Raw genomic sequence first — 24842 nt, forward strand, 5'->3', positions numbered from 1 at the left:
TATTATAGATACGATAATTTGTATATCAGTAAACGATCGTATATACATGTACGGTGAATGCGAGTTTTCGAATTTTCTTGCCCCCGAATTGCTGTAAACTCGCCTCTTTTTCAAGGCCAGTAACGTGATTTTAAGACCAAAGTGTTACAAAGTTAACCATGGTTTACACGTGAACAGTAGCGAAAGTGAAGAGGCTATGAAACAGGCAATCGGGTACTATCGGGTTTCAACGCAGAAACAGGGAAAAAGTGGTCTCGGGCTGGCCGCGCAGCAGATCGCGGTACTGAATTATTGTCAGACTAATGATTACGAGCTGCTTAGTGAAATCATAGAAGTTAAGTCAACGCGTAAATGCCGGAGTATGCTTTTGGAGGCACTTACTCTTTGTAAAAAACTGAAAGCGACACTGGTTGTCGCAAAACTTGACCGATTGGGTCGGGATGTCGAACAAATCGCCGGGATAGTAAAGTCGAATGTTGCGATTGTTGTCACTGATAATCCTCACGCCAACCGGTTCACGATCCATATTCTGGCGGCGGTTGCAGAGGAACAGCGTCAGAGGATCAGCGATACGACAAAAGAGGCATTGGTTGCAGCGAAGGAAAGAGGGGTTATCCTCGGGAAAAATGGGAAGGTACTTTCATTGGCAAATAAAAAAGCAGCGGAGGAATTTGCCCATAAGCTGTCACCTATTATTAAAAGACTTGGCAGCAAAGGAATAACCTCCGTACGCGCCGTTTCCAGGGAACTGAACAAAAGGAGGATTCCGACATTTCGTGGCGAGGGCCAGTGGCACCCAAGTACTGTGTACACATTAATGAACCGCTTGAAATGGGCAGGCGGCCAGGCAATGGAATATTGAAACTATAAAAACTTTCACAAAGAATAAACTCACCGTAACTAAATCTCAAATGAAAAATGACTTTACTTTGACGCCGCATGTCGGCGCGAAAGGGTTCGGAGTTTTGCTCAACCTTTTCTTTCCATCTTTACTGAAACGGCGCTCGCTGAGCACGTTGATGACCGCTCTAACTTTAATTTCTTTGTATGGCTGCGCGAAGAAAGATGATCCGGCACCTGACCCCAAGAAGGAGGAACCCGACCCTGGTACAAATCCGGGAACAAATAATCTCGTTGATTATGATCCGACTTTCCCCCTTTACGAAGGCAAAGCCAATTTTTCCGCAATGCTTCCTGATGGAAAAGTTGTTATCTGGGGCAGCTCCGAAAAAACTGCTGAGCAGGTGTTCCGAGTTACTAAAGATGGTCAACACGATGCGGATTTTGACACAGGGAAAGATAAAAGTTGGTTTATCCGAAAAGCGAATGATATTGCTGTTCAAAAAGATGGAAAAGTCATCCTGGCAGGTGAGTTCCTGGTGAACGGTAAGACCTGTTCTATTATCCGTCTTACGAGCTCAGGGGTATTGGATAATAGTTTTACGCCTTACGATGTAACCAAGTTAACCTCTTACACAATAACCATATCAAATTTGCTTGTTTTGGCGGACGGTAAAATCGTTTTCAGCCAATCAATGTTTAATTCTTCGCTGAGCCTTCGTTATAATGGCATTTTCGGTCTCAATGCAAACGGGACAGTGGCGTTTTCCGTTGAAGGAGCATGGATTAGAAGGGTAAATGACGATACCCATATCATCGGCTCTAATGAGATCAATGATATTATTCAGTTGTCCAATGGGAAGCTGATGGTGTGTGGAGGGGTAAAGTTTTTTAACAAACGCCGATATGTTGCAAGAATCAACAGTGATGGCAGTCTTGATGAAAGCTTTGATTTTAAAGAGTCGATAAATGGAGGTGTAGGCGACCCTCTTTGCCTTGCGGAACAAAATGGGAAAATTTTGGTGGGCGGAAGTTTCAATGCTCTTGTAAGCGAAAGCCAGCGGGACACCCAGTATCCTTTTCTAAATCTGATGCGTCTGAACGCGGACGGTTCCATTGATCAGACGTTGGGTGTCAATACGATAACCAACCATCCGATTGGCATAATTGTTCGAGACGACAATAGTTTTGTTACGCTATCAAATGCATTCAGTAATGGGGATAACACACATATTTCCCTATACAATAGTAACGGCGTACCGAAGGCTTCCTATAATATTGCAGATAGCAAGAGCGCTTTGAAAAATCTTTTCAGGCAATCTAATGATAAGCTTCTTGTCACGGGGAACATTCTGAATAGCAGTCATTCTTATGCCATTGCTCGCCTTAACGTAAAGTAATCTGCTGATCTACTGCTAAGAATTTACTAAATCAATTTTTTTAACATCTAAACATTTATTTTATGGGCTGGACAAAACAAGAAGAAAAAGTTCTGAAATCCAACGGTTTTAGAGCGTCGTCGTCAGAACAAGACAAGTATGTCGGTAAGAACGGATATCGATCGGCAGAGAAAGAGGGTAGTTGGACAAAATTTGGAAACGGCGACAAAACGCACAACATTTCGCTTAGTCGCTTGGATGAAAAAACCAGAAAGTAATTGTCGTTATTTCGTGTTAAAAGCCATGTTCAGTCAGGACATGGCTTTTATTTTATACCTTGAAGCATGTATGCAAGGGTTATTGCTTTGGCGGGTAGAGGGAGATACATTAATCTGATTGCCTTTGCCCGTTCATAGACGGTTACTAATGTTAGAAAAACCTAGTTGTTCTTTATTTCTGCTGCGTTGATCGAATCCATGCGAGCGGCTTCCTTTTCTAAATATTCCAATCGAACCGGCAAAGGCATGAACTCCATCATTGCTGGTGTCATGGGAAGGTTGTTTTTCCAAAGAAAGTAACGGGCGGCAACTCCTGTCAGGCCAAAAATGAACATTCCCGCAATTCCCTGGGCGACAATTTTCGCTAGATGGTTCATCGGGCCATGGTTTTCTTGTCCCATATACTGCATTGAATCGTAAAACCGGTCGTTTTTGGCATTATATCCAAGTATTCTCCCATCTCCACGAACGATATCGATTCCAATGCTGATAAAATGGAGGATGGCTTCTCTTTTGTACAGCACCTCAGCGTCTTTAAGGGGTTTGTTGCAGACAAGAACTTTCCACAACTCGTCCGAAATGGGATATCCTTTTTCCCGGAAATTAGAACTGTCATCCATCTTGCTTGTTGGTTAGGTCAATATGTTCATTGTCAGTCATATAAATTTATAAAATCTAAGTAACCGATAAAAACAAAATGCGTTATTTTAGACGATAAGCTCAAAAACATGGGTTCGATGCAATTTTCGATTTCTATAATCCAAACCATCACGACATAAAACATTTGAATAAAAATCGTCTAACAGTTTCCGACGTTTTTATCTTACCAGACAGTAATGATTTTTATTATTCATTAATCAAACTCTGTTTGTATTGCATCGCGCAGATAAAATCACTATCCATTTTTGCGGTTTCAGAACGCTCAATTGTTTCTGAAAGCACTTTTTTATTATTGAAAGGAATTTTGAAATGCCTAATAAGCCAGAAATGGAGCAATTGCTCGATCGGAAAACAGCTGCGCGGTATTTACGCGTGTCACCAGGGACGTTGGCCGTCTGGGATTGTACGAAGCGGTACGATCTTCGACCCTTAAAAGTGGGTCGTGCGGTTCGCTATCGTCGTTCTGACCTGGATAATTTTATCGAACGCCGCCTGGTCCGATAAAAGTCGGGAAAGAAAAGTTCTTAGAAAACTTCTCCTTCCCTAGCCCAACACCACCGTTTTCTTTGAGGATCGCAAATGAATATCGAACATTCGAAACGTATACCTATTTCCGAAATACTGAGCAAGCTTAATCTTTTACCTGAAAATCCCGGCAAAAAGGAGCTTCGCTACCTATCCCCTTGGCGTAATGAAAAAACACCAAGCTTTTACGTGAATATTGACGGCAATGTCTGGTTTGATCATGGGGAGGGGATCGGAGGTGATCCCCTTAGTTTTGCTCAAACCTATTTAGAACGACAAAATCAGGACTGTACAGTAAGCGACGCTCTACGATGGCTGAACAATATGGCTGGCACCATCCCTGAGATAGCCGTCTTTCCTCGTGCGAAAGAGCGGCATTTTGAAAGAGAGGACAGCCCGCTTACCCTGAAATCAAATCGACCCCTCGAAAATCTTGGCCTTATTCGTTACATGGAAAAACGAGGCATCCCATTGGAGCTGGGGAAACGATATTTTCGGGAGCTTCGGGTTCACAATCGCAATACCGGCAAACGGTTTATTGCACTCGGTTTTGAGAACGAGGAACGCGGCTTTGAATTGCGGAACCCGCTTTTCAAAGCCTGTCTAAGACCAAAAGCCATCAGCTTTGTTCGTGGTAGAACTGCAAAGCCAGAGGCTATACACATCTTCGAAGCTGGGTTCGATTATTTATCTGCGGTCGCCATGCTGAATGGGAGACCCTTGAAAGGCGACACCATTATCTTGCATTCCGTGGCTCTTCTTAAACAGGCCATGGCTTATATTCACAAATACGGTTATCGCACTGCCTACACATGGCTGGATAATGATCCGGCAGGTGAAAAAGCAACATCAGCCCTGGCAGAGTTTTTCAAAGCCGAAGAATGTCTGACACATATTCCGATGAACAGTCTCTATGCGGCGCATAAAGATGTCAATGCCTGGCATATGCACGAGTTGAAACTCGGATAAGGCTCACTTCTTACCCGGATTGTACTCCCGCTTTCCGACAATTGTTTACGAAATGGCAACGTCCTTTCTCCTGAGCAAGGTCGGGATTTTAGCCTGCGTTGTACCTGACGTCGCTCCTTCCACCAACAATAATTTTCCCCTGCCTGCGGCATTCCTCGCGAGGCAAAATTCTTGCCGGTTCACTCACTAACCGTCAGGTCGATCCAACGCCGTCATCCCAACCGCATGGAGAAAAGGAAATGCCTAGCACTTCAACACAAAATCGCAAGAAACCCTACAGCAACTACAAGGAGAAGAATTTGACCCAAACCGTTTCTCAAGATGATATCTACGCCCGCGTGACCAATAAGATTCTCGCCGATCTTGAAAAAGGAAATCTCACATGGCGCAAGCCCTGGAATTCTGATCACTTGGCGAGTCAGGTCATGTTGCCGCTCCGCTGGAACAATATTCCTTACACAGGCATTAACACCATTATGCTTTGGGGAACTGCTGCCGAAAAAGAATACCAATTTCCTCATTGGATGACATTCGATCAGGCGATCAAGCTAAAAGCCAATGTTCGTAAAGGTGAAAAAGGGACACAAGTTGTGTATGCTGACAAACTCGTCAAAGAGGAAGAGAAAGATGGTGAAACCAAGATCAACAAAATCCCTTATCTAAAATGCTATTCTGTTTTCAATGCTTCCCAGATTGATGGGTTGCCGGAAAGCTTTTATCAAATGCCGGAAGCAAATGCGGCCAGTTCGCTACAACGTAATGAAGAGCTTGAGTACTTTTTCGCCCAGACAAAAGCCGAGATCTACACAGGTAGTCAGGCCTCCTACAACCAGACCGCTGATAAAATCCAGATGCCGCCTTTCCAAAGCTTCGAAAGTGTCATTGCTTACTATGCAACATTAGCCCATGAAGTAACTCACTGGACCAAGCATCCAAAACGATTGGATCGTGATTTTGGAAGAAAAAAATATGGTGATGAAGGTTACGCGAAGGAAGAACTGGTAGCTGAGCTAGGAGCCTGTTTCCTTGCTGCTATTCTTGGTTTTGAGCCGATACCGGAAGAAGAACATGCAGCTTACATTCAATCCTGGACGAAAGAGCTTCAAGAAAATAAGCGGTTTATATTTTCAGCAGCGTCTCATGCTCAAAGGGCGGTTGAATATATTCAGAGATTCCAGAGAGTGGAGAATTACGTTCTATCATAGCGATGAAGCTTTCAAACAAGCCGGGCAGTTAAATTGCCCGGCTTGTTTGGCTAAATAGCTCTATCACATCCAGTAACCGACAAGCAGAAATTTATATTGGAATAAATCCATATTTATGGATTTATTCCAATATATTTGATCTGATAGATTTTTCGAGATGAAGGCAATTAAATATATAATCGTGTCCGAAGAGATGATTTGGCTCTTTTACTATGACGAGTTTAAAAACAAACATCTGAAAGAACTCTACGGGAAAGAAGCAAGGGAATTTATCAAGCAACGCCAAACCGAAATTAAGCTTTGAAAGACATCATCAACACCCTGAATACAGCTATTGTTAAATTCTGGCCAAGAGCGAAGTTGCTTTCCCGCTATCAGTCCGGCTCTGGTGAGCCTGCGTCCTATTGGTATCTGACCAATCCTGGCGAACTGGATCTGATCAGAATTTTCCCGAGATGGGAGAAGGGCAGTTTTTACCTATCCTGCTTTCGTAGTCCGGATCAGGAGACGCTTGAAATGTTCACACGTGAATTACAGAGATTTGGAAGCGATATGTTGATGCTACCATATAGTCTTCAAAATATGGAAGTTGACTTCAGGGGCAGCGAATTTCTAATCAGCAGAGTCGGAACCATAAGCACCCATAATACAGCCCTCCCAGCCAATAGCTCTCAACTTATTTTCTACACAGCGAATGGGTTCAGATAGGACGTGTTCCTTGATCAGCCTTTAAAATCAAATCTCCTTTCTTTGTTGTTTTTTGAATGATGTCAGCATGACCCCTCATGCCGTGATACGCTTATCCCTCTTTTTCATTTCATGAAAAAGCTCTGGCGACTGCGTCAAAAAATAGACGCTGCGCATCGATTTTTTGACTCCGGGGAGCTACCCCGTCCTGACGGGGCCTTTTTGCTTCCATCATCAACAACAAACAAAGGAGATTTGATGATGACTGACCAAAACGAAACCACAACTAAATATCCAACCCATACCGTTTATTTCGTGAAACAAAACGAAAGCACAGGTAAATCCGAATGGATTAAAGCAGGTGTCGCTTGGGAACACCAGGACAATGAAGGGATGAACCTCTCACTGGATTCCTTGGGACAACGCGTTTCACTGACTGTTCGCAAGAACACGCAACGCTAACCACAACCGGGCAGCCATTCGCTGCCCGGACTTTAACCTCAAATATGATGGAGAAATGAAATGCCTATCACAAAATGCAACATATGCGGTGGAACGATACAGTGGAATTGGGAGGAAGCCTTTTGCAAATTCGGATTCTCCGACGGCGACGGACAAATAGAGACGTACACTGTGGAAGATACCCTAACAGAAGCGGGATATGAAGTTGTCGTACAGGACTGGGGAATGCATAATACAATTATCACAAGTATCAAACGAAATGGTATTGAGCAAATTCCGGATCAGGTAACGGTCGGTTATGACGATCCACGTGAGTATCTTCCGAAAAGGATTGTTAAACTGCTTAACAAGCAGTTCCCTTCCGAAACTCCGTACTTTTTATAAATTTTCTGAAATGAAGCCTCTTAATTTGAGGCTTCATCTTTTAGATTTGTGGTGTAATTTTCAACCATTACGTGTCTTTTCTTTCAATAGTAATATCAGTAACCACGCCTACTATTGAATTCTCAACGTCGGTGTAGCGTTCATCAATGACTTCAATGATGCGCGGGACATGCTCCAACAATTGCAAAAACAGTTCTTCCAGACGATAGCCAGAGAGTAAAATGGCTGCTGTGGAGAAGTTCAACCGTATCCAATTCTTTTCCTGAGCGATATCGAATTCAGCACTGACGAAATAGGCGTAGTTCATCAGCACCCTTTTTCCATCCGGCCACACAAAACAAAGGCTACGCGCATAGCTTTGGCCGGTGTATAAATGACCATGACCGACCGGTGCTTGCTTGTCAGCCGCACCGGTCGGATCATTCTCCCGTAATTCGTCGTATCGTAATTTAAATCCCTGGTTCATAGCCGCGACTTCTAGATTTTGGTCTTTCGAACGGTGCTCTCACTGGTTCCTTTTCCGTGACATTATTTCTAGCCATTTGCTCGCGAAGCTGATGACGGACGGTGTCGTCATCAGAGTGTTTGGCCACAAGCTCAATGGCAGATTCCCGGTCACCGGCTTTCGATGCTTGCTGGATCAAGGCTTCTTTGTCATCGGTGTAGATCCGTGCGCCGTGACGGCCACGGGAGACCGAGACGTACATCTGTTTTAAATTGGTGGCACCGAAGCTTGAAGCGGGCACCGAAACAAAGACGCGATCAACGGTCTGACCCTGACTCGCATGACTGGTGATACAATGGGCATGGGCTATGTGGCCGTAATCTTTCGGCAATCGGTGGGATGATTGAGTTTTTGAATTCTCAACCTCAATATCCCCATTGTCATGGATCTGCCCCACTTTAAATATCTGCCCATTGCTCATCACATCTTTGTGTCGGTCGATACCATTGCGGGTTATGCGGATGCTGTCCCCCTTTGCCAGATCAATGGTTTCTTCGGCAAAAACGTCATAGTGTTCAGCGCGGTGAACAGGCAGGCTCAATTGCTTCTGTTCCTCATTTGCAATGATGATGTCCCGTTCGGTGCTTTCAACCACTTTCCATTGGCTTCCGCGTTTGATGCCAACCCCATTCTGACTGAACTGGATGATCTGGCCTTTCTCGATGTTGCGCCAATCCGTCTTCTGGGCAGCGGTAAAATTGAGGGCGGTCAAACGTCGTGTTTTGACATCTTGCTGATCGATCAATCCTTCCGCTTTCAGGGCGGTGCGGACGGCCTTGGTGACTAGTTCACCTTCCTGATGGGTTGGTGCAATGACAAGGGACGAATGCCCGCTTTTGACCGAGGAGAGATAGTCTCCGACAATACCCTGCTGCGGGTTTTCTTTATCGATTTCAGCGATAGCTCCCATTTTATCCAAATTGTGGAACGCGTCTTTTACCTTGCCATCGGACAAGAACTGAACCGTTTGCCGGTAAAGATCATTTTGCTGGCGAAATATCTTGTTGACTTCCGCAGCCTTGATTTTCCCGACTTTGTTCAGGATACGAAGCGCATCGCCGCGTTGCACGGCGGTATGCTGTCTGGTATCCCCTCCCAGAATGAGCCGGGCGTTTTTTGTCGAGGCCAATTCAATCAGCGAGATCATATCTTTGTTTGATAATAGACCAGCTTCATCCACCCAGAGTACCTGATTTTTAAGATCGTTCTGCAGCTGCTTGTCATTAAGCAGTTTACTGACGGTTTGAGCGTTTTCGAAACCATCCCCCTGCAAAACTTCCCTTGTCGTTTTTGCAATCGGGGCGACCACTGAAACCTTTTTTCCTGCGTTCTCCAGATGTTCCACTGCCTCCTTCATCAAGGTGGTTTTCCCCGTGCCGGCTCCGCCGCGTACGATGGAAATTCTGTCTGTAGTAGACAGGATGTGCTCGATTGCATTGCGCTGATCATCTTGCGCACGGATTTTCGGCAGCTTTTTGTACAGTGGCAAAAGCTTCCCTTGTTCCCTTCGGGCAATCTTGACCATATAGCGTTCTTCGGCCAGGATCTCGTGCGTTGTGCAGAGCATCTCAGTATTTTCCTTGACGCGGATGATCCGCTCATCAGCTTCGAACGCTTCGTCGATGGTGCCCACTTTCGTTTGCTCATCGCCGATTGAATGGCGATAGGCAGCAGCGAGCAATTTTCGGTCCTGCTTGACCGAAGCTCGTTCAAATTCATGCGTTATTGCATGATCAATACATTCCTTGGCCGAATACCGCTCTTTATCCTTTTTAGGCGCAAAGCGTACCGCTTCGCTTCCTTCGCCATCACCGCTATTGCCTAATTCCCGGATCTGCCGCCGCCACTCGGCTTTGAGATCGGTCATCGTGTACCCTTTTTGTTTCTTTGAGCGCGTGCGCGCCCCCAGCTGATCCAGTTCTTTGGGATCAGTAATACCTTTTTCCTTTGCAAACCGTCCGATTTCATCGGTGCGTTTTGAAAAGTGCTTGGTAATACGGGCAGGGACACCGGCGATTTCAAAGGACTTTTTTGTCCTTTGAATATCATAGCCCAGATCGATCAACCGGTCCGAAAGCCGTTTGTGAAACATCGCCTGGTAATAGGGCATATCGCGTTTGATGTACCGGAAACGCGCCGCCTTGATCCGTTCTTCGTCCGGATCATAGGTCGCGTTAAAAACAATGCAGTGTGCGTGGAGGTGAGGGTCGGGGGCCAGCTTATCCGCTGGCCTTGCCGTCTGGTGAATAAACTGCCCCCACACAAGTTCTTCCGTATCCCGGTCTTCATCGCGCCCGTTCGTGCGGACACGTGTTTTCGCGTCGCTTTCGATATCGGCCATCGTTTCATTAACGGCTTCTTCGAAAGCATCCAACACATGGGTGTCCTTCGAAAGTGCGTGCACAATCGAGACACTTTTCGGACAATGGAAATTGATATCATATCCGACGATACGGTTTTCCTTCATTCGCGGGGTTAACTGTTCGCCAGTTTTGGGATCCAGGTTGTCGCACAAGGCATAAAATATGTCTTTGTCTGCATCACCGGAGATGCCTAAACGTTCAGCAAGTTTTCCCTTGATTTTCCCTGCTAATTCTTGATCATCCAGGTAATAATCACCTTTTGAAAGTCCGTCGGTATAATAGGATTTCGCATTGTCCGAAGAGGATACTTGTATCATTCGGATCATGACAAAGCGTTGTATACGTGTTCGTATCGACTTTGGTATTTTTCTATTTTTGTTACAGAACTATAACTTCCGTTAAGCGTTCAGAGCGCATATCGGGGCCTTTTCAGGGGGATGGGTTCCGTAAATACTTTTTCCACAGACATCTGCCCTAAGAGTGCTTAGGCATTACATCGCGTCCACAGTTTCTTCTTCCTCCATAAAGGTGTCGGCAACTTTTCGGCGTGCTTCGGGATCTGCGGGACGGCGTCCATAATAATTAACACCACGCGTATTGTTAGGATCTACACCGTCAACAAATGCATTGTAAAGCTCCTGGTTGCAAATCAATTCGTCGATTTTATCCATGACAAAATTGTCCCCAACGCTGTATGCCGCCATGTAGCTGAATGAATAGACTATGCTGCATACGACGATCAGAATACCGACAATCTGACCAAAGAGCATAAAGAAAAATCCGATGATGAAGAAGAACAAAGGCTCAAACAGGGTCTCGATCATGCGACTGTCCACGCGCTTTCCGTTAATGACGATGGTATAAAATAAGGGGTGGATACGTCCTGATGAAAGACTGAAACGGGCAAAGTCAAATACACTGGGGAGGCGTTTGACTTCTTGTCTCCGTCGAAAAGCGCAGTAAAGAAACCCTGCAAGAAACAAGTACCAGGTAATGTTGCCCATGAGGAATTCTTTGGGATCAAAACCGCCATAATAGCTGCTTGAACCCAAAGCTGAAATCAAGAGGGGCGTAACGGCAAGCAGGACAAACATGATAATCGAACTGGAGAACGAGAAATACCGCTCGCCAAAGTTGGTGCGGATGAACACTTCAAGTAACAATCGCGGCCAGGACGCAATAGCGGTAAAAAGATCAAAGAAGAAATTTTTGACCGGGTTTGAACGATGCAGTACTGTGCGGTAATACAGGTTTTTTTTCATAGTCATAGAAGGGTAAAAGTGGAACTGATATGTTTAGGGTTGATAATTCTGGTTAAAGTTCATCTTGAGATGATTGCGGTTTCCGAACAATGTATCCCCCTGCCTGTGCATATACCCTTCTACGATAAATTTGTTCTGAGGCCCTCCGGTCTTGAGCTGAATGAGTTGTTCTGATCTTACGGCATGTTCCAGAACAACCGATTTTGATACGCTTTTTGAATATTGTTGTGTGAGGCCGGTTTGATCGGACTCATTAATAAAGTAAATTTTCCCGATCAGATTTGACGCATAGGAGTTTGTCTCAATATCCGCGTTCGCATGAAAAATTTTTGTGCTGAGTGTGCCAAGGAAGCTTTTGACACGTTGTTCTGATTTTTCGCCTCCCATGGATGCGAAATAATTTGGGAGATTTTGCGAGATATAGACCGTTGCAATCCTGCTGCTCCTTGCGGTAGCCTGATAACTTGCATCGTGCTCATGGAGAAAGTTTTGCGCTTCATCCGCCCAGAGAAACATTGGCCGCGAATTTTCGTTGACATTTCTTTTTTCCATTGCCTGTTGCCAGATGTATTTAAAAAGTACCTGGCAATCTCTTCCGACCTTGTGATAGATTTTTACAGGAAGGTTCAAAAGAATGATTTTACCGTTCAGGCTATCTTCCGGGGTCACAGTCGATCCGTACTTACAAAACAGAGAATAAATCGGTTCTCGAAGCAACCTGAATAAAAATCCGGAAAAGGAGAAGTCTATGATCGAACGGGTTTTCTCATTGAGGGTAATGAGGTTATCCGTAAAAAACTGGTCTACAAATCGAAGTACGCGTGATTGTGGTACTGCATCGAACATCTCCGCTTCGTAACCGGTGGGGTCTTCCATCATACGTTCACGGAATTCATCAGACTGGCTTTTTTCCCACGCGTCGATTTTTTCGACCACATTTCTACTTGCAAGGCGCAGCGCTTTTTGAAACGCTTTGTTTTCGTCGCCTGGCGTTTCAATGATGACACCATCCTGGCTTTTAGGGACAGACAGCACGATATCATACATCTGTTGAATGGACACTTTGCCATAGGCGAGCCTGCAAAGATCGATCACATTAAAAATGAGCAAGTCCAGAGCAGTCTCCCAAAATGCGTCATCGGTTTTACCACCACCTTTGGAATCCCCGGCACGGATGACCGTCTTGAGTACATCGACAATATTTTCGGTGATCGCATCTTTGCCGTCAGCATTAGCTGAAACATATTGAAGAAAATTGAAGCTATGATCGCCACCTGGTTCAATGCAAATAAGGTCTTTCTCACGGTTAGCAATTTTACAGTACTGTTGCCATGCCTGCTTTTCGTCCGGCTTTACTGTCAGTACCAATCCGCCAAATCCAGCAGACAAATATTTCAACGCAAGCATACGTCCTGATCCAGATGTTTTGCCAGATCCTATGCCGCCGAAAATTTGGACGCCTTCAACGGCGTGGCGTAAAGTCCACGAACTTTTTTCGTTGCTTGAGGCCAGCTCAATGATTGGCCGGTCTAAATCGAACGGATTCATAGATGCGCATGCTTAACGATGTAACTGATAGAGGATTAATTCAAAAATATAAATTATATAACTAGTTCTACAAATCGTTCAAATCAAAAATCTGAAAAACTTATTTAACGGTAAATCAGCTATTTCCATGGAGAGGGGAGCTATATGCAGCATCTTGCCCATACTGCAAGAGCACCTCGCGATACTTAATCAGGGTAATGGCCTTGTAGTCTATTGCAGTGATCGTTTCCGGGAATTCGAATGTGTCATCGGTCATGAGATCATGCATCCACATTTCTGCTATAAGGGAATGTTCTAGTTTAGGTTCGTACCCAAGAAAAAGAGATAGGCGCTCTTTTACTGCCTGTCTGAAAACAACATAGTTGTCCTTGTAATTTTGATAAATGCTTTCATCGTAAACACGGCACGTATTGTGTCTCATATCCCAATTGCGGATCAGTTTAATCTGCTGATCAGCTTTGCTCAGGAATTCCTGATCGCTTAAAACGCCAGTCCGATGGCTTTGGATAAATGCACGCAGGAATGGGACAAATGTAATGGCTACACTTTCGTGAGGCAGATAACCTAAACGGCGCTCAATAAGGTCTTCTGTCGCTTCTTTAAGGTCGGGGAGGACTGTCTCATTTAAAACAAAATCCTTCCAGCTTACACAGTGCCGGTTGCCTTCGGAGACTGCTTGTGCGTAAGCCTTCTCAAAGCGTTCGACATTGCCACCATAGACTTCATTGATAGTTTTTTCGCGCCAATCCATTTTCGACCATCCAGTTTTTGGGACATTTGCAATATTGATTATATTAGCATAACTCATCTATCAGTCAAGTAAATACCTTCCAAAAGACCATGGATAACGACAATATCTATCCTCCAGGATACGACGATCTCGACAAATTAATGCGCGATGCGAAGGCCCAGATTCAGCAGATCGAAATTCAAATCAATAACGCCGAAAGAGACAAAGGCCCACAAAACCGTCTTGATCCTCCTGGGTATGGTAAGGGCACGCCTGCAAATCCTCAGAAAACAATCGCAGATCTTAAGCAAGAGATTGAAGGCATTAAAACCAGTACCCTCTCGGCGGTTGAAAAACGAACAAAAGGCATTGACCCAAAAATGTCCAAAGGGATGAGAGAGAAAAGTCTTAACGAGCTATATCCGAATACTTTTGAAGGCATGGATAAAAAGGAAATGGAGGCTCAGAGAGGAAAGCCAAAAGATTTGGAAGTATCCCAGGATTTTGTTGATGCCCAGATAAAGGATCACAAGAAGATGGAGGCTGAAAAAGAAAACATGGTAGCTAAGGGGACGGAAAGTCAGAAAGAAAAACCGATGTCTATGTCCGCGCGGTTTTCTCAGTCACTGGGTTACACAAAAACACTAAACGAAGCCGACCTAGCCAGGGGTAAAGATAAGTCAGCGGAAATGCCTACGGCAGAAGCGTTTAGTGACAATAAAAAGGAAGTTGTAGAAAAAGATAAGCCCCTGTCTATGTCTGCAAATTTTACGCAGTCATTGGGCTACAACAAAATGAAACAAGGGGCAGAAACTGCCATCAGCAAGTCGCCTGTGAAATCACCTAATAAGGGCGGAATGGATCGCGATTGAATGACATGACATTATTTGTCCAGATCCTTGCCACGGTTGAGAGATTTAATAGGGCTAGGTTTGACCTTTTCCGATGGTTCTGCTTTCAGCCAAGAGGGGCGAAGTTCTCTCATTTGTTCGTGTGTATATTCCCTTCTACCATCCTGAAACCCTTTGCCTCGTTCTGATTCATTTTTGACTTTCGATAACTTATCTGCAAGATCAGGTAGATGTTGAGCAAGCGTATAGCCTTCATTGAAGCCTTTCAAATAGTCAGGATCTATTTTGTCGTATTCCTCCATGGCTAAAAAGTGTTTCGAGCGTTTTGGTTGAGATAGGTGTCAATTGAGTCACGGTCATACAGAATGATTTTCTTTTGCGGCTGGGAAAAGCGGATCTTTCCTTCGTCGCGAAGTTTCTGCAAACTTGCCTTAGATTTTATATTTAACAGACGCATTGTCTCATCACCTGCAATCCACTTATCTTGTGTTTGAGCGGACTTTTCCTTCAGACGACTGACGACTTGTTCAATAAGTTCGTAGAATGCTGATTCTTCGAGACAGATCACTTGCATAAAATAAATGCAGATTAAGGCAAATAAAGACGCCGATGCTATCAGTCGCTTAGCCTTCTAAAGGGAATGAATGCATTAGCTTTACTGATTGACGTGTAGACTAATTCGCATAGAGTATTTCATTACTAGGCGTTCATCTTCGAAGGCTACTGATATTCAGCCAAGGAAAGAAGTTGGTCGTCAATAAATGTTAGGCCGCAGCGTTTTGGGAGATTCACACGATCGGAAAATATGAAAATTTCTTTTCCCTTGTAATTTCGTGCGGCAGAGTATTGTAAGTCATAACTAAAACTTCTTCGTTCAGGATAGAGATCGGCTATGGTAGGAACTGAGTCGTAAGATAGAATCCACCGGTGGTGGATCTCTGTCTGAATGCATTCAGCAATTCGAGCGTGGTCGTCTTTGGAATATGAATTTAAATACAAATCTTTTGCCTTGTTATAATACGGTGGGTCTAAGTATATCAAACAATTTTCCGGCAGTTCGGGAATATACTTAGTGATGTATTCCTCTGCATCCAGATTTGATATATTTAACCCGTCTGCGTGAATTCCAATCAATTCTATTCGCCGGATGAGGTCATTCCTAGAAAAGCGTGCGTCCATTTTGTAATTACCATTCTGATTTACTCCGCCAATTAATCCAGCGTTCAGAACTCCAGAGCGGTTAACTCTGTTCAGGTAAAACGTAGAAAACCCAACCTCAAAGAGGTCAAAATCTGATGGGTTTTTGACTATCTCTCTACGAAACTTCCACTCATTAACATCTAACGAGGCCGCTGAAATGCGTCTGCAAAGCTCGTCGCTGTGATGTTTGACGGTGTGCCAAAAAGCATATATGCGGATGTCTGAGTCATTTAAGTGAATGTTTTTTATTCTCCTAGAAAGGAGAAGTTCCAAAGCAACTCCAGCGCCGCCGGCAAAGGGTTCGACATAATGTCCGTCGATACTATTGCATTCGAGTATTTCAACAATAAACGGAGTCAACTTTTGTTTTCCTCCTGGGTATCGTAATGGTGTTCTGTTCATCTAACGGGTTAATTCATTGCCTCTAACAGCGGATAGACGTTGTTAAAAAGCGTGTAAATATCGTGAGGTGCAATTGAAAATGATGTATTGTGTACCAGTTGATTCATTGATGTGACGGAAAGAAGCCCCGTCGGCTTAGTCAATTCTGCATTTGCCCCATGTAAGGTTTTTACCATACCCTTGTTTGAATTGTTTGCTGTCAAGTGTGTTGTTACATCAGTTAACAATTGTGCTAACTGTCTCTGTTTTAGATCGCCGTTTTTCTGCGAAACCTCAGTTGGAATGGATTTCTCTTTGCAATAAATCGATGCAGAAATTTCAAACATGCTTCGCAAAAGAAAGCAGAATGCTATCGGATTTTTCTTAACTTTCAATAGCATCAGTTCGTCTCGTAACGAAACGAGCTTTTGTCGATCGCTTCCTTTAACATTAAATTTTTTAAGCGTTTGGGTAACGGTTCTTTGATCATAAATGGCAAATGCCGGTGGTGGGGGTTGATTACCACCGCTTGCTTGTGTGCCTGTTGTACTTGCTTGACTTGATGAAGTTGCCGAAGATCCCGGCGATCCGGCAGACGTACTGCTAGATGGTTGACTTGGGCCATTAGCCCCGACAGTCGAGGATTTATTGACGTTGCTTGCAGAAGAGGCACTACTCGGCTGCTGTCCTGACTGAGTAGGTTTTGCAGGGAGAGGCGGAATCCCATACGGTTCTGCAAAGTCTGGTTTTTCGGCCCTTATTTCTTTGAAGCCGAATGCTTGTAACCCAATATCTCTGAGCAAACCTTCTAGCTCCGTTCTGAGACTAAGTTTAGGATAGCCAGTGATCAAAGTGTTTGCTGTATCAAACTTTAGTCGAGGTACTATATGTCTTAATGCTTCCTCGAGCACGGTCAACGGATAATCGCCACTCCATCGATCTCGTTGTTGATTTGTGAGATTATTTCCATGTTCCAAGTACTTTTCTAACAAATCTAATGCTGGCTCGACTCCCTTTTTTTGATCTCGGTTTTGACGAGCTTTCGCAACAGAAGTCCACGGATCTCTACTGGCTTTTTCGCCTTTCGCGTGCGTTAGATTAACGATTTTTTCGACTTTGGCCGTTTCGCTTACTTTGTATATGCTACACGGGACGTGCGTATTTTCCTTTTTCCATTCACTGCTAACGGAGTTGATCAATTTTCTCAGTGATTCTGGGAGGCCGAAATTATTGGCGGAATATATCCCATGGATTAACTTCATAGCGGCAGTTCTTCGATTACCTTCCTTGACTATGTATCCACCATCATTAAGAATAATGAGGTTTTCCGTGGGTAGATATCCATCTTCGATTAAACTTTCAACAACAGCGTAGAATCGCTCGGGCTTAATTGCGATCATGGCATTAATTCCATCTTCCTCATTTTTTTGTGGAATTGTACGGTAATTGTTTAGATCGAGCTTAATGTCCTTGATATTCAGGAATTTTGTTTCTGGCATTATATAAGGAGGTAGGGTAGTTAGTAATAGAAATATTCAATGAATATATTTAATCGTAACGTACTCATTTACGTCCAAAAATGCTATCTTTTACTGAATCCTCTGTGATATAAGTTAGTCTGAATTTATTAAACGGTAGTGATGCGCTCATCAGATGCCTAAAATCCGCAGATAGTTTTCATGCATTGTTTGGCAAATGTTTGGCACAAACTATGGATAATAAAAAAAGAGCTACCGCGAATGCTGTAACTCTCTAGTAATCAGTACCGGGGACGGGAATCGAACCCGTACGAGCGTTTCGGCTCACAGGATTTTAAGTCCTGCGTGTCTACCAGTTCCACCACCCCGGCATTAGCCATTTGTTGGGAAACTCTTGGCACCTATGAGAAAAAAAGCACCGTTTCCGGTGCTTTATCCTCTGAGCGAAAGACGGGGTTCGAACCCGCGACCTCGACCTTGGCAAGGTCGCGCTCTACCAGCTGAGCTACTTTCGCATAACCGATTTTGATTATCGTGGTGCAAATGTATGCAGTCGAGCCATTGGACGCAAGTTTTTATGTGAAATATTTGATAAAAAAACTCCATCTTTTCATTAACAAATTGTAAATCAAGCCTTACTAGGCAATAATTTTTTTAGATCAAACAAGGTATTTGCCGCCCGTCCAATTTAATCTTACCGCTTTATATTTTGCTTACCTTTGCCTCCTGCAAAGGGATATTGATTAGATTAGAGGCATATTCGCCTGAATCTTGGCTTCTTGAGCGTTTTATTTTAATCATAATAAGTTTTTTCATGTTTTCTAACGAGGTACTGTTTTTTGGAGGGTTTATATTGGTGATCAGCGTAATGCTCCTTTTAGACCTTGGCGTTTTTAATAAAAAAGACCATGTTGTAAAATTCGGTGAAGCAGCATCCTGGACCATAGCGTGGATTGTACTCGCACTCGTTTTTTATGTGATCATCAATACGCATGGAGACCTGGTGCACGGAATGGATAATTATTCCGACCTGGAAACGATCAAAAACAAATTTGCTCCGCATTTACAACTCGTGCCAGGCAACTTTGAAGCAAGTCTTGAAGTGTACCGGAAAAACATGTCCCTGGAATTCATTACGGGTTACCTGTTGGAGTACGCGCTTTCCGTTGATAATATTTTTGTCATTATCCTGATCTTTTCTTCGTTTGGTGTAAGGCCACAATACTATAAAAAAGTACTTTTCTGGGGCGTTTTGGGAGCGATCGTCATGCGCTTTATTTTCATCTTCCTGGGATCGGCTTTAATGCAACGATTTGAATGGATCATTTATATCTTCGGATTATTGCTGGTTTATCAGGGTGGTAAGATATTCTTCGAGGGCGGTGAAGACGAAAAAATCGACCCGGCAAAGCATCCTGTAGTGAAGTTTGCGGCAAAGTATCTGCCTGTTTTTCCAAGATATGTGAGAGAGCATTTCTTTGTCTTGAAAAAAGGCAAATGGCTGGTTACGCCGTTGTTTGTAGTCGTCCTGATCGTAGAATTTACCGACCTTATCTTTGCTGTTGACTCGGTACCTGCTGTATTTTCGGTAACAAAAGACCCCTATGTGGTTTTCTTCTCAAACATATTCGCGATCATGGGCCTTCGTTCGATGTTCTTCTTTTTGAGCAACATCATGGGGCTGTTCCGTTTCCTTAAATACGGATTGGGTGTATTGCTGATGTTCATTGGGGGGAAAATGTTGGCCCATACCTGGCTGGAATCTGTCGGCTTCGAGACCGTCTACTCTTTATATGTGATCATAGGCATTCTGGCAGTTAGCATATTAGCGTCGGTCGTCTTCCCCGAAAAAAAAATGGCAGACGAGGAAGTTCTATCCAATAGTTAGGAGTAAAGGATCGTTTGAGTATCTATGAATCGCATTCTCAAAGCTTACTTAAAACGTCTTACCAATTTAAGTACGCGTAATAAGTCATTGTTGCTCAATTCGTTATCAGCTGAGCAATTCCTTGATTTAAATGATACCGATTTTCTCCTGGAGAAACCCGCTGTTGATCTGGTCAGACAGCTGGTGCTGGGGAGAAATCGCATTGCACTTTGCGACGTCATCGATGCACGGTATGAAAAAGTGAATGAAGTAAGCAAGCGGATCAGGAAAATTGCCAGAACCGAGCGCTTCATTGAAGAGGAGCGGGGTTCACAGGACTTATATGTAGGTTATCCTTTTGTGAAAGGAAAGCTCTCTGACGGCACGCCCATTCATGCCCCACTGTTGTTTTTCCCGGTTACGCTCAAAATAGACAAGGAGCAATGGTGCCTGTCTGAGCGGGAGGAAGGGAATATCACTTTAAACCAGAGTTTTGCGCTGGCTTATGCGCATTTCAATGAGTCTGTCATTTCGGATGATGTGCTTGAAAAATCGTTCGAAGACTTTTCAAAAGATTTTCTGGAATTCAGGACCCAGTTATACGAATGGCTGAAAACGACCCCATTCAAAATCAATTTCAATCAACAGCTTTTTGAAGATAGGCTGACGGCTTTCAGCTCCGAGAAAAGTGCGGATCTGGCGGTTAGCGAACGCAATGGTGAATTGAAGCTGTTCCCCGAAGCGGTTCTGGGGATTTTTCCTCAGGCAGGCTCGTACCTGGTACCCGACTACAACAATCTTTTGGAGAGCTACTCTGAAAAGCCATTTTCAATTCCATTGATCAGCGAGGAAGAGGAGGAAATAGATGCTACTGATGATTTGGTTGCTCCGTCATTTCCCAATCGAAGTGTCAAGGAGGAAGAAACCTTGACACCTTTTGCCATCGATGAGTCGCAGGAGGAAATCATTCTGGCGGTGAAGTCAGGAAAATCGGTCGTGGTACAAGGGCCTCCCGGCAGCGGAAAGTCGCAACTGATCTGCAACCTCATGGCTGACTTTGCTTCGAGAGGGAAACGAGTGATGTTGGTATGCCAGAAACGGGCCGCTCTGGACGTAGTATACCAGCGTTTGGCAACAATCGGAATGAACGATTTTGTTGGCTTGATTCATGATTTTAAGAATGACCGCACCGGACTTTACCGGCAACTTGCTTCGCAAATAGAAAAGGTAGAAGCGTATAAACAGCAAAATTACAGTCTGGACGCAGTTTTTCTGGAACGTGAGTTTACCCAGGAAAGCCGGGCTATCGACCGGACGGTAAATGATCTGGATGCATTTCGAAAAGCATTATTCGACCAGACCGAATGCGGGGTAAGTATCAAAGAACTGTACCTGACGAGCGATCAGACTGCACCACAAGCTAATTTGAAGGAACAGTACCGGTTTTTCCGGCTCGATACCTGGGATAGTTTCCGGAGACGTTTCAAAACATTCAGCGAGTACATCGTTCACCTCGGTCCCGATCATGTATGGGCTAAACGAAGGAGTTTTGCTGATTTTGGCATTACTGAATTAAGGAGCATGGAAAACATGCTTACTGATTGGCCGCAGGCATTTCAGCAGCAAAAGGACAAATTTGATAAGCTAACCAGTCAACCATTTTCGCAGGATTTTATCCAAAATCGTAAGGAGATACTGGAACGGCTGAATGATATCGCCGGCCTTGTTCAGGATCAGGCTACGTGGACGTTATTCAGAAAATACATTCATTCTTCATCCAATAGTCATGAAAGGTTAGCATTCATCCGGCAAACTACAGATGCTCTGGAAGGCTTTCTGGGAGAGGATGGAATTGAGTTTTTATTGGAGACGGCTCAACTTTCATCATTTACATTGTCGATACGAAAAGCGATAGATTCCAAGCAATCAACGGTTTCGGGGCTTTGGTGGGGTATGTTTAGTAAGGAAAAGAAAGAAATTGAAAGGGTTGCAGCCGCCAATGATTTGGGATTGTCGCTAGATGACCTGATCAAGCTGGAATTAAAAGTACGGAACAGAAAGGAGTTGGAAAGTTGGCTTGGCAATGTAAGTCTGGGCGTTGATGCTGAGTTTTTAGACAGTCTGGCCTCAACTCCGGAACAGCAATACATTCGATTTTTTCAAAAAGCAGAGGCTGCTGCTGATGCGGTGGTTCGGGCATCATTGGAGCCTTGGTTTCCAATATTAAGAAGGATCGCCGCTGACTCCGATTTCAGTGGTTTCAAGTCAGTTTTAGAAAATTTGATGCACTGGCTGGAAGCTTGGAACCGTATTGAACAGGCTATGTCGCCATTTTTGTTGCGTGAACAAATCCAATGCCTGATCGCCGAACCGGAGGATTATAGCCAGAGATTGCTGCAATCATTACGAAAGGATTTCGATTCTCTGGTGGATATGGACCGGTTGTGGAAAGAAATGTCTGCCGCTGAGCAATCGGTAACAAAAGCGATTGCGGAGGAGAGCAAAAAACTTAAACTCGCCACTTCGGTGGAAATAGTTAGCTTGTTTGAAAATAACATTAAGCTGGCCTGGATTGAACATATAGAAACAAAATATCCTCACTTGCGCTCTGTGACCTCACTTAAAATGAAGCAATGGGAAGAGCAGTTGCAGCAAAGTATACTCATTAAGCAGAAGTTGAGCAGCGACATCGCCGGCATTAAATTGCGCGAAGCTACTTACCAGGACATTGAAAAGAACAGGCTGGGAAATCGGGTTACTTATCGGGAACTGGGACACCAGGTTGCGAAAAAGCGTAAGATATGGCCCATTCGGAAACTATTGGAGAATTACACGGAGGAAGTATTTTCTCTGGTTCCCTGCTGGATGGCTTCCCCGGAGGCAGTATCGGCTATTTTTCCAATGCAGGAGTCTCTTTTTGACTTGGTTATTTTTGATGAAGCTTCTCAATGCTATGCTGAGTATGGGCTACCGGCTGCTTTTCGCGGGCAGCAAGTGGTAGTAACAGGCGATAGTAAGCAACTTTCGCCCAGTGACCTTTATAAAATCCGCTTTGAAGACAAAGGAGAGGAAGAAGAGTATTCGGCGGCATTGGAAATAGAGTCGTTGCTGGATCTGGCAGCCCAATCACTGGACCAGTATCAACTCACGGGACATTACCGGAGCCTCTCCCTGGATCTGATCGATTTTTCCAACCGGAATTTTTATAAAGACACATTAAAACTGCTCCCGGATTTTCGTAAAATCAACGATAGCGAGCCGGGGATCCAATATATCAAAACAGATGGTATCTGGAAGAATAATACCAATCTGATCGAAATTGAAAAGGTTATAGAACTGGTGAAGGAGCTGGGACAAACAGGCAAAAGCCTGGGCGTAGTGACATTCAATTTTTACCAGCAGCAAGCCATTCAGGACGGACTGGAAAGAGACGGGGTCGAGGCTAAGGATCTGTTTGTCAAGAATATTGAAAATGTGCAGGGAGACGAGCGGGACATCATTATATTTTCAATGGGTTATGCGCCCGATGAAAAGGGAAAGCTGTCGATGCAGTTTGGTAGCCTCAACATGCAAGGTGGCGAAAACAGGCTGAATGTAGCTGTTACCAGGGCGAGAGAACGTATTTATTTCGTGACCAGCCTATGGCCCTTACAGCTTCAAACGGACCAGACAGCCAATGCAGGCCCTAAAATGTTGAAGGCATATCTGGAATATGCATTGGAGGTTTCAGAAGGCAAATTTCAGCCGGTACCGGTTTCAACAAGGCAGTTCAGAACAGACTGGCTACTGAAAGATAGGTTGCTAAGCCAGAAACACGGTTACGAGAAAGAGCTTCCATTTGGCGACCTTACTGTAAAAGAAGAAGGGGTATATAAAGGTTTGGTCCTGACGGACGACGATCTGTATCATCACAGTAAATCGTCCAAAGAACCCCACGCTTATTTACCCCTTCTTTTGCAACTGAAAAACTGGCCTTTCAGGCGTGTTTACAGCCGCGAATTCTGGTCAGACACGCTGAACCAGCATATATTATAATTCCTTGATACGGATGTTTCTGTAAGAAACTTTGTTGCCGTGATCCTGCAATGCGATTTTTCCTTTGGCTGAAACACCAAAACCTTCCCAAGTCTTGAATTTACTGTTAGCGATCAGCTTTTCCAGCTCCGGGCCTGCCGATGGGAAATCAACGACTTTCTTGCCATTAAGCCAGCTCTCGCCGTGGCCTCCTTTGATGATAATCTTCGCTTTGTTCCATTCTCCGGCAGGTTTTACAGCTGTCATATCAGTAGGAGGCAACATATCGTATAGCGAACCTGATTTGTGGTTACCATTTTTGCCAGCTTTTGAATCAGGGTGTTTCTCGTCATCCAAAACCTGAATTTCAGGACCTGTTGAGTATGGGCAGCAATATTTTTTATCTTCAATCACATGGTAAATGATACCACTGTTGCCGCCCTCGGAAATTTTCCATTCCAATTCCAGCTCGAAATCGCCGTATTCTTTGTCAGTTACGAGGTCTTTTCCTCCTTTTTCAGCCAATACGATTGCATTGTCTTCAATTTTCCATTGAGGCAAAACTTTGTCGGACTGCCAGCTATGCCAGCCGTTGAGGCTTTTACCGTCAAACAAGCTAACCCATTTTCCTTTATTCTGTGCTTCTGCATTGTTTCCGCATAAAGCCAAAGTAATCAATGCGATAACAGATGCTTTGCCGAAGGCTTGCCATTTTGTGCAATTCATGTCTTATTTGTTAAAAGTTTTTGGAACACAATATTAAGTACTTTTAGGCTTCTAAATACTTATTTTGGCCGAAAGTTAAGAGGTGAAGACATTAGCTGTCGGTCTTCAATGTTTCAATTTTAACCCACATATTTATGTCGTCCATATTTTCAAAAATTGTAAAAGGAGAAATCCCTTGCCATAAAATAGCTGAGAATGAAGACTACCTGGCATTTCTGGATGTGTTCCCGATAGCAGTTGGGCACACATTGGTCATTCCAAAAAAGGAGATAGATTATCTTTTTGATCTGGATGATGAAATGTACAGCGGCTTGTTTCTTTTTGCCAAAAGCATTGTCCCCGCTCTTGAAAAAACAGTACCGTGCCTGCGGATAGGGGTAAGTGTGATTGGGTTGGAGGTTCCTCATGCACATGTACATTTACTCCCGCTCAATAGTATGTCGGACGCGGATTTTAGTAAAAAAATAAAAATATCGCAGGAAGAACTGGCGTCGCTGGCTGAAAGGATCCGTGCTAACCTGTAAATGC

24 protein-coding genes and 2 tRNA genes are annotated in these 24842 nt (G+C 44.1%); 13 read left to right on the forward strand and 13 right to left on the reverse strand.

Annotation, left to right across the window (positions count from 1 at the left end; translation table 11 throughout):
• Positions 1 to 169 precede the first annotated feature (169 nt).
• The 3 genes from ON006_RS29650 (at position 170) to ON006_RS29660 (ending at position 2497) form a co-directional block, all read left to right on the forward strand.
• On the forward strand, positions 170 to 862 hold the full coding sequence (locus ON006_RS29650; RefSeq protein WP_244822249.1) for a recombinase family protein: 693 nt from the start codon (positions 170 to 172) through the stop codon (positions 860 to 862).
• A gap of 49 nt (positions 863 to 911) precedes the next feature.
• A complete protein-coding gene (locus tag ON006_RS29655) occupies positions 912 to 2240 on the forward strand; it encodes a delta-60 repeat domain-containing protein (RefSeq protein ID WP_244822248.1) in 1329 nt (442 codons plus the stop codon).
• Positions 2241 to 2302: 62 nt separating this feature from the next.
• Complete coding sequence (locus tag ON006_RS29660; RefSeq protein ID WP_244822247.1) at positions 2303 to 2497, forward strand: hypothetical protein; 195 nt, start codon at positions 2303 to 2305, stop codon at positions 2495 to 2497.
• Positions 2498 to 2658: 161 nt separating this feature from the next.
• On the opposite strand, the gene ON006_RS29665 is transcribed toward ON006_RS29660, so the two are convergent.
• Positions 2659 to 3117, reverse strand: a complete 459-nt coding sequence (locus ON006_RS29665) for a hypothetical protein (RefSeq protein ID WP_244822246.1) — start codon at positions 3115 to 3117, stop codon at positions 2659 to 2661.
• Positions 3118 to 3466: 349 nt separating this feature from the next.
• Between ON006_RS29665 and ON006_RS29670 the strand changes: the two genes are divergently transcribed.
• The 6 genes from ON006_RS29670 to ON006_RS29695 all read left to right on the forward strand — a co-directional run bounded on the left by ON006_RS29670 (position 3467) and on the right by ON006_RS29695 (position 7389).
• Entirely contained in the window at positions 3467 to 3661 is a 195-nt protein-coding gene (locus ON006_RS29670) for a helix-turn-helix domain-containing protein (protein ID WP_244822245.1), read from the forward strand.
• 75 nt (positions 3662 to 3736) lie between these two features.
• Positions 3737 to 4651 carry a DUF8464 domain-containing protein gene (locus tag ON006_RS29675; protein WP_244822244.1) on the forward strand — a complete coding sequence of 305 codons (915 nt, stop codon included), beginning with the start codon at positions 3737 to 3739 and terminating at the stop codon, positions 4649 to 4651.
• A 239-nt stretch (positions 4652 to 4890) separates the two neighbouring features.
• Positions 4891 to 5856, forward strand: coding sequence for an ArdC family protein (locus ON006_RS29680; RefSeq protein WP_244822243.1), 966 nt, complete (start codon positions 4891 to 4893; stop codon positions 5854 to 5856).
• Between the two features lie 300 nt (positions 5857 to 6156).
• The gene (locus ON006_RS29685) at positions 6157 to 6564 is read left to right on the forward strand and encodes a hypothetical protein (protein WP_244822242.1); all 408 of its coding nucleotides are present in this window, start codon (positions 6157 to 6159) and stop codon (positions 6562 to 6564) included.
• Positions 6565 to 6675: 111 nt separating this feature from the next.
• Positions 6676 to 7005 (forward strand): hypothetical protein, encoded by a 330-nt coding sequence (locus ON006_RS29690; RefSeq protein ID WP_244822241.1) that lies wholly within the window; start codon positions 6676 to 6678, stop codon positions 7003 to 7005.
• A 60-nt stretch (positions 7006 to 7065) separates the two neighbouring features.
• Complete coding sequence (locus ON006_RS29695) at positions 7066 to 7389, forward strand: hypothetical protein (protein WP_244822240.1); 324 nt, start codon at positions 7066 to 7068, stop codon at positions 7387 to 7389.
• Between the two features lie 67 nt (positions 7390 to 7456).
• Here ON006_RS29695 and ON006_RS29700 read toward each other — a convergent pair whose 3' ends face one another.
• From ON006_RS29700 to ON006_RS29720, 5 genes are all read right to left on the reverse strand, one after another.
• Positions 7457 to 7855, reverse strand: coding sequence for a hypothetical protein (locus tag ON006_RS29700; RefSeq protein WP_244822239.1), 399 nt, complete (start codon positions 7853 to 7855; stop codon positions 7457 to 7459).
• On the reverse strand, positions 7839 to 10574 hold the full coding sequence (gene mobF / locus ON006_RS29705; RefSeq protein WP_244822238.1) for a MobF family relaxase: 2736 nt from the start codon (positions 10572 to 10574) through the stop codon (positions 7839 to 7841). Before mobF ends, ON006_RS29700 begins: the two co-directional genes overlap by 17 nt.
• A gap of 174 nt (positions 10575 to 10748) precedes the next feature.
• On the reverse strand, positions 10749 to 11519 hold the full coding sequence (locus ON006_RS29710) for a hypothetical protein (protein ID WP_244822237.1): 771 nt from the start codon (positions 11517 to 11519) through the stop codon (positions 10749 to 10751).
• A 33-nt stretch (positions 11520 to 11552) separates the two neighbouring features.
• The gene (locus ON006_RS29715; protein ID WP_244822236.1) at positions 11553 to 13067 is read right to left on the reverse strand and encodes a type IV secretory system conjugative DNA transfer family protein; all 1515 of its coding nucleotides are present in this window, start codon (positions 13065 to 13067) and stop codon (positions 11553 to 11555) included.
• A 115-nt stretch (positions 13068 to 13182) separates the two neighbouring features.
• Positions 13183 to 13818, reverse strand: coding sequence for a hypothetical protein (locus ON006_RS29720; protein WP_244822235.1), 636 nt, complete (start codon positions 13816 to 13818; stop codon positions 13183 to 13185).
• Positions 13819 to 13907: 89 nt separating this feature from the next.
• On the opposite strand from ON006_RS29720, the gene ON006_RS29725 reads away from it, so the two are divergent.
• The gene (locus ON006_RS29725) at positions 13908 to 14669 is read left to right on the forward strand and encodes a hypothetical protein (protein ID WP_244822234.1); all 762 of its coding nucleotides are present in this window, start codon (positions 13908 to 13910) and stop codon (positions 14667 to 14669) included.
• A gap of 11 nt (positions 14670 to 14680) precedes the next feature.
• On the opposite strand, the gene ON006_RS29730 is transcribed toward ON006_RS29725, so the two are convergent.
• The 6 genes from ON006_RS29730 to ON006_RS29755 all read right to left on the reverse strand — a co-directional run bounded on the left by ON006_RS29730 (position 14681) and on the right by ON006_RS29755 (position 18222).
• Positions 14681 to 14950 (reverse strand): hypothetical protein, encoded by a 270-nt coding sequence (locus tag ON006_RS29730; RefSeq protein ID WP_244822233.1) that lies wholly within the window; start codon positions 14948 to 14950, stop codon positions 14681 to 14683.
• 2 nt (positions 14951 to 14952) lie between these two features.
• Positions 14953 to 15222 carry a helix-turn-helix domain-containing protein gene (locus tag ON006_RS29735; RefSeq protein WP_244822232.1) on the reverse strand — a complete coding sequence of 90 codons (270 nt, stop codon included), beginning with the start codon at positions 15220 to 15222 and terminating at the stop codon, positions 14953 to 14955.
• A gap of 146 nt (positions 15223 to 15368) precedes the next feature.
• Positions 15369 to 16250: a DNA adenine methylase gene (locus tag ON006_RS29740; protein ID WP_244822231.1), complete on the reverse strand. Its 882-nt coding sequence runs from the start codon at positions 16248 to 16250 to the stop codon at positions 15369 to 15371.
• 8 nt (positions 16251 to 16258) lie between these two features.
• On the reverse strand, positions 16259 to 17728 hold the full coding sequence (locus ON006_RS29745) for a hypothetical protein (RefSeq protein WP_244822230.1): 1470 nt from the start codon (positions 17726 to 17728) through the stop codon (positions 16259 to 16261).
• Between the two features lie 264 nt (positions 17729 to 17992).
• A tRNA-Leu gene (locus tag ON006_RS29750) sits at positions 17993 to 18078 on the reverse strand.
• A gap of 71 nt (positions 18079 to 18149) precedes the next feature.
• A tRNA-Gly gene (locus ON006_RS29755) sits at positions 18150 to 18222 on the reverse strand.
• Between the two features lie 299 nt (positions 18223 to 18521).
• On the opposite strand from ON006_RS29755, the gene ON006_RS29760 reads away from it, so the two are divergent.
• Together ON006_RS29760 and ON006_RS29765 are read left to right on the forward strand one after the other, a co-directional pair.
• Positions 18522 to 19595 (forward strand): TerC/Alx family metal homeostasis membrane protein, encoded by a 1074-nt coding sequence (locus ON006_RS29760; RefSeq protein ID WP_244822229.1) that lies wholly within the window; start codon positions 18522 to 18524, stop codon positions 19593 to 19595.
• A 24-nt stretch (positions 19596 to 19619) separates the two neighbouring features.
• Positions 19620 to 23609 carry an AAA domain-containing protein gene (locus ON006_RS29765; protein WP_244822228.1) on the forward strand — a complete coding sequence of 1330 codons (3990 nt, stop codon included), beginning with the start codon at positions 19620 to 19622 and terminating at the stop codon, positions 23607 to 23609.
• Here ON006_RS29765 and ON006_RS29770 read toward each other — a convergent pair.
• Entirely contained in the window at positions 23604 to 24314 is a 711-nt protein-coding gene (locus ON006_RS29770; protein ID WP_244822227.1) for a 3-keto-disaccharide hydrolase, read from the reverse strand. The two genes, ON006_RS29765 and ON006_RS29770, sit on opposite strands and share 6 nt — an antisense overlap.
• A 134-nt stretch (positions 24315 to 24448) precedes the next feature.
• Between ON006_RS29770 and ON006_RS29775 the strand changes: the two genes are divergently transcribed.
• A complete protein-coding gene (locus tag ON006_RS29775) occupies positions 24449 to 24838 on the forward strand; it encodes an HIT family protein (protein WP_244822226.1) in 390 nt (129 codons plus the stop codon).
• The last annotated feature ends 4 nt before the right edge of the window (positions 24839 to 24842 follow it).

This window comes from Dyadobacter pollutisoli (assembly GCF_026625565.1).
Lineage (GTDB): Bacteria > Bacteroidota > Bacteroidia > Cytophagales > Spirosomataceae > Dyadobacter > Dyadobacter pollutisoli.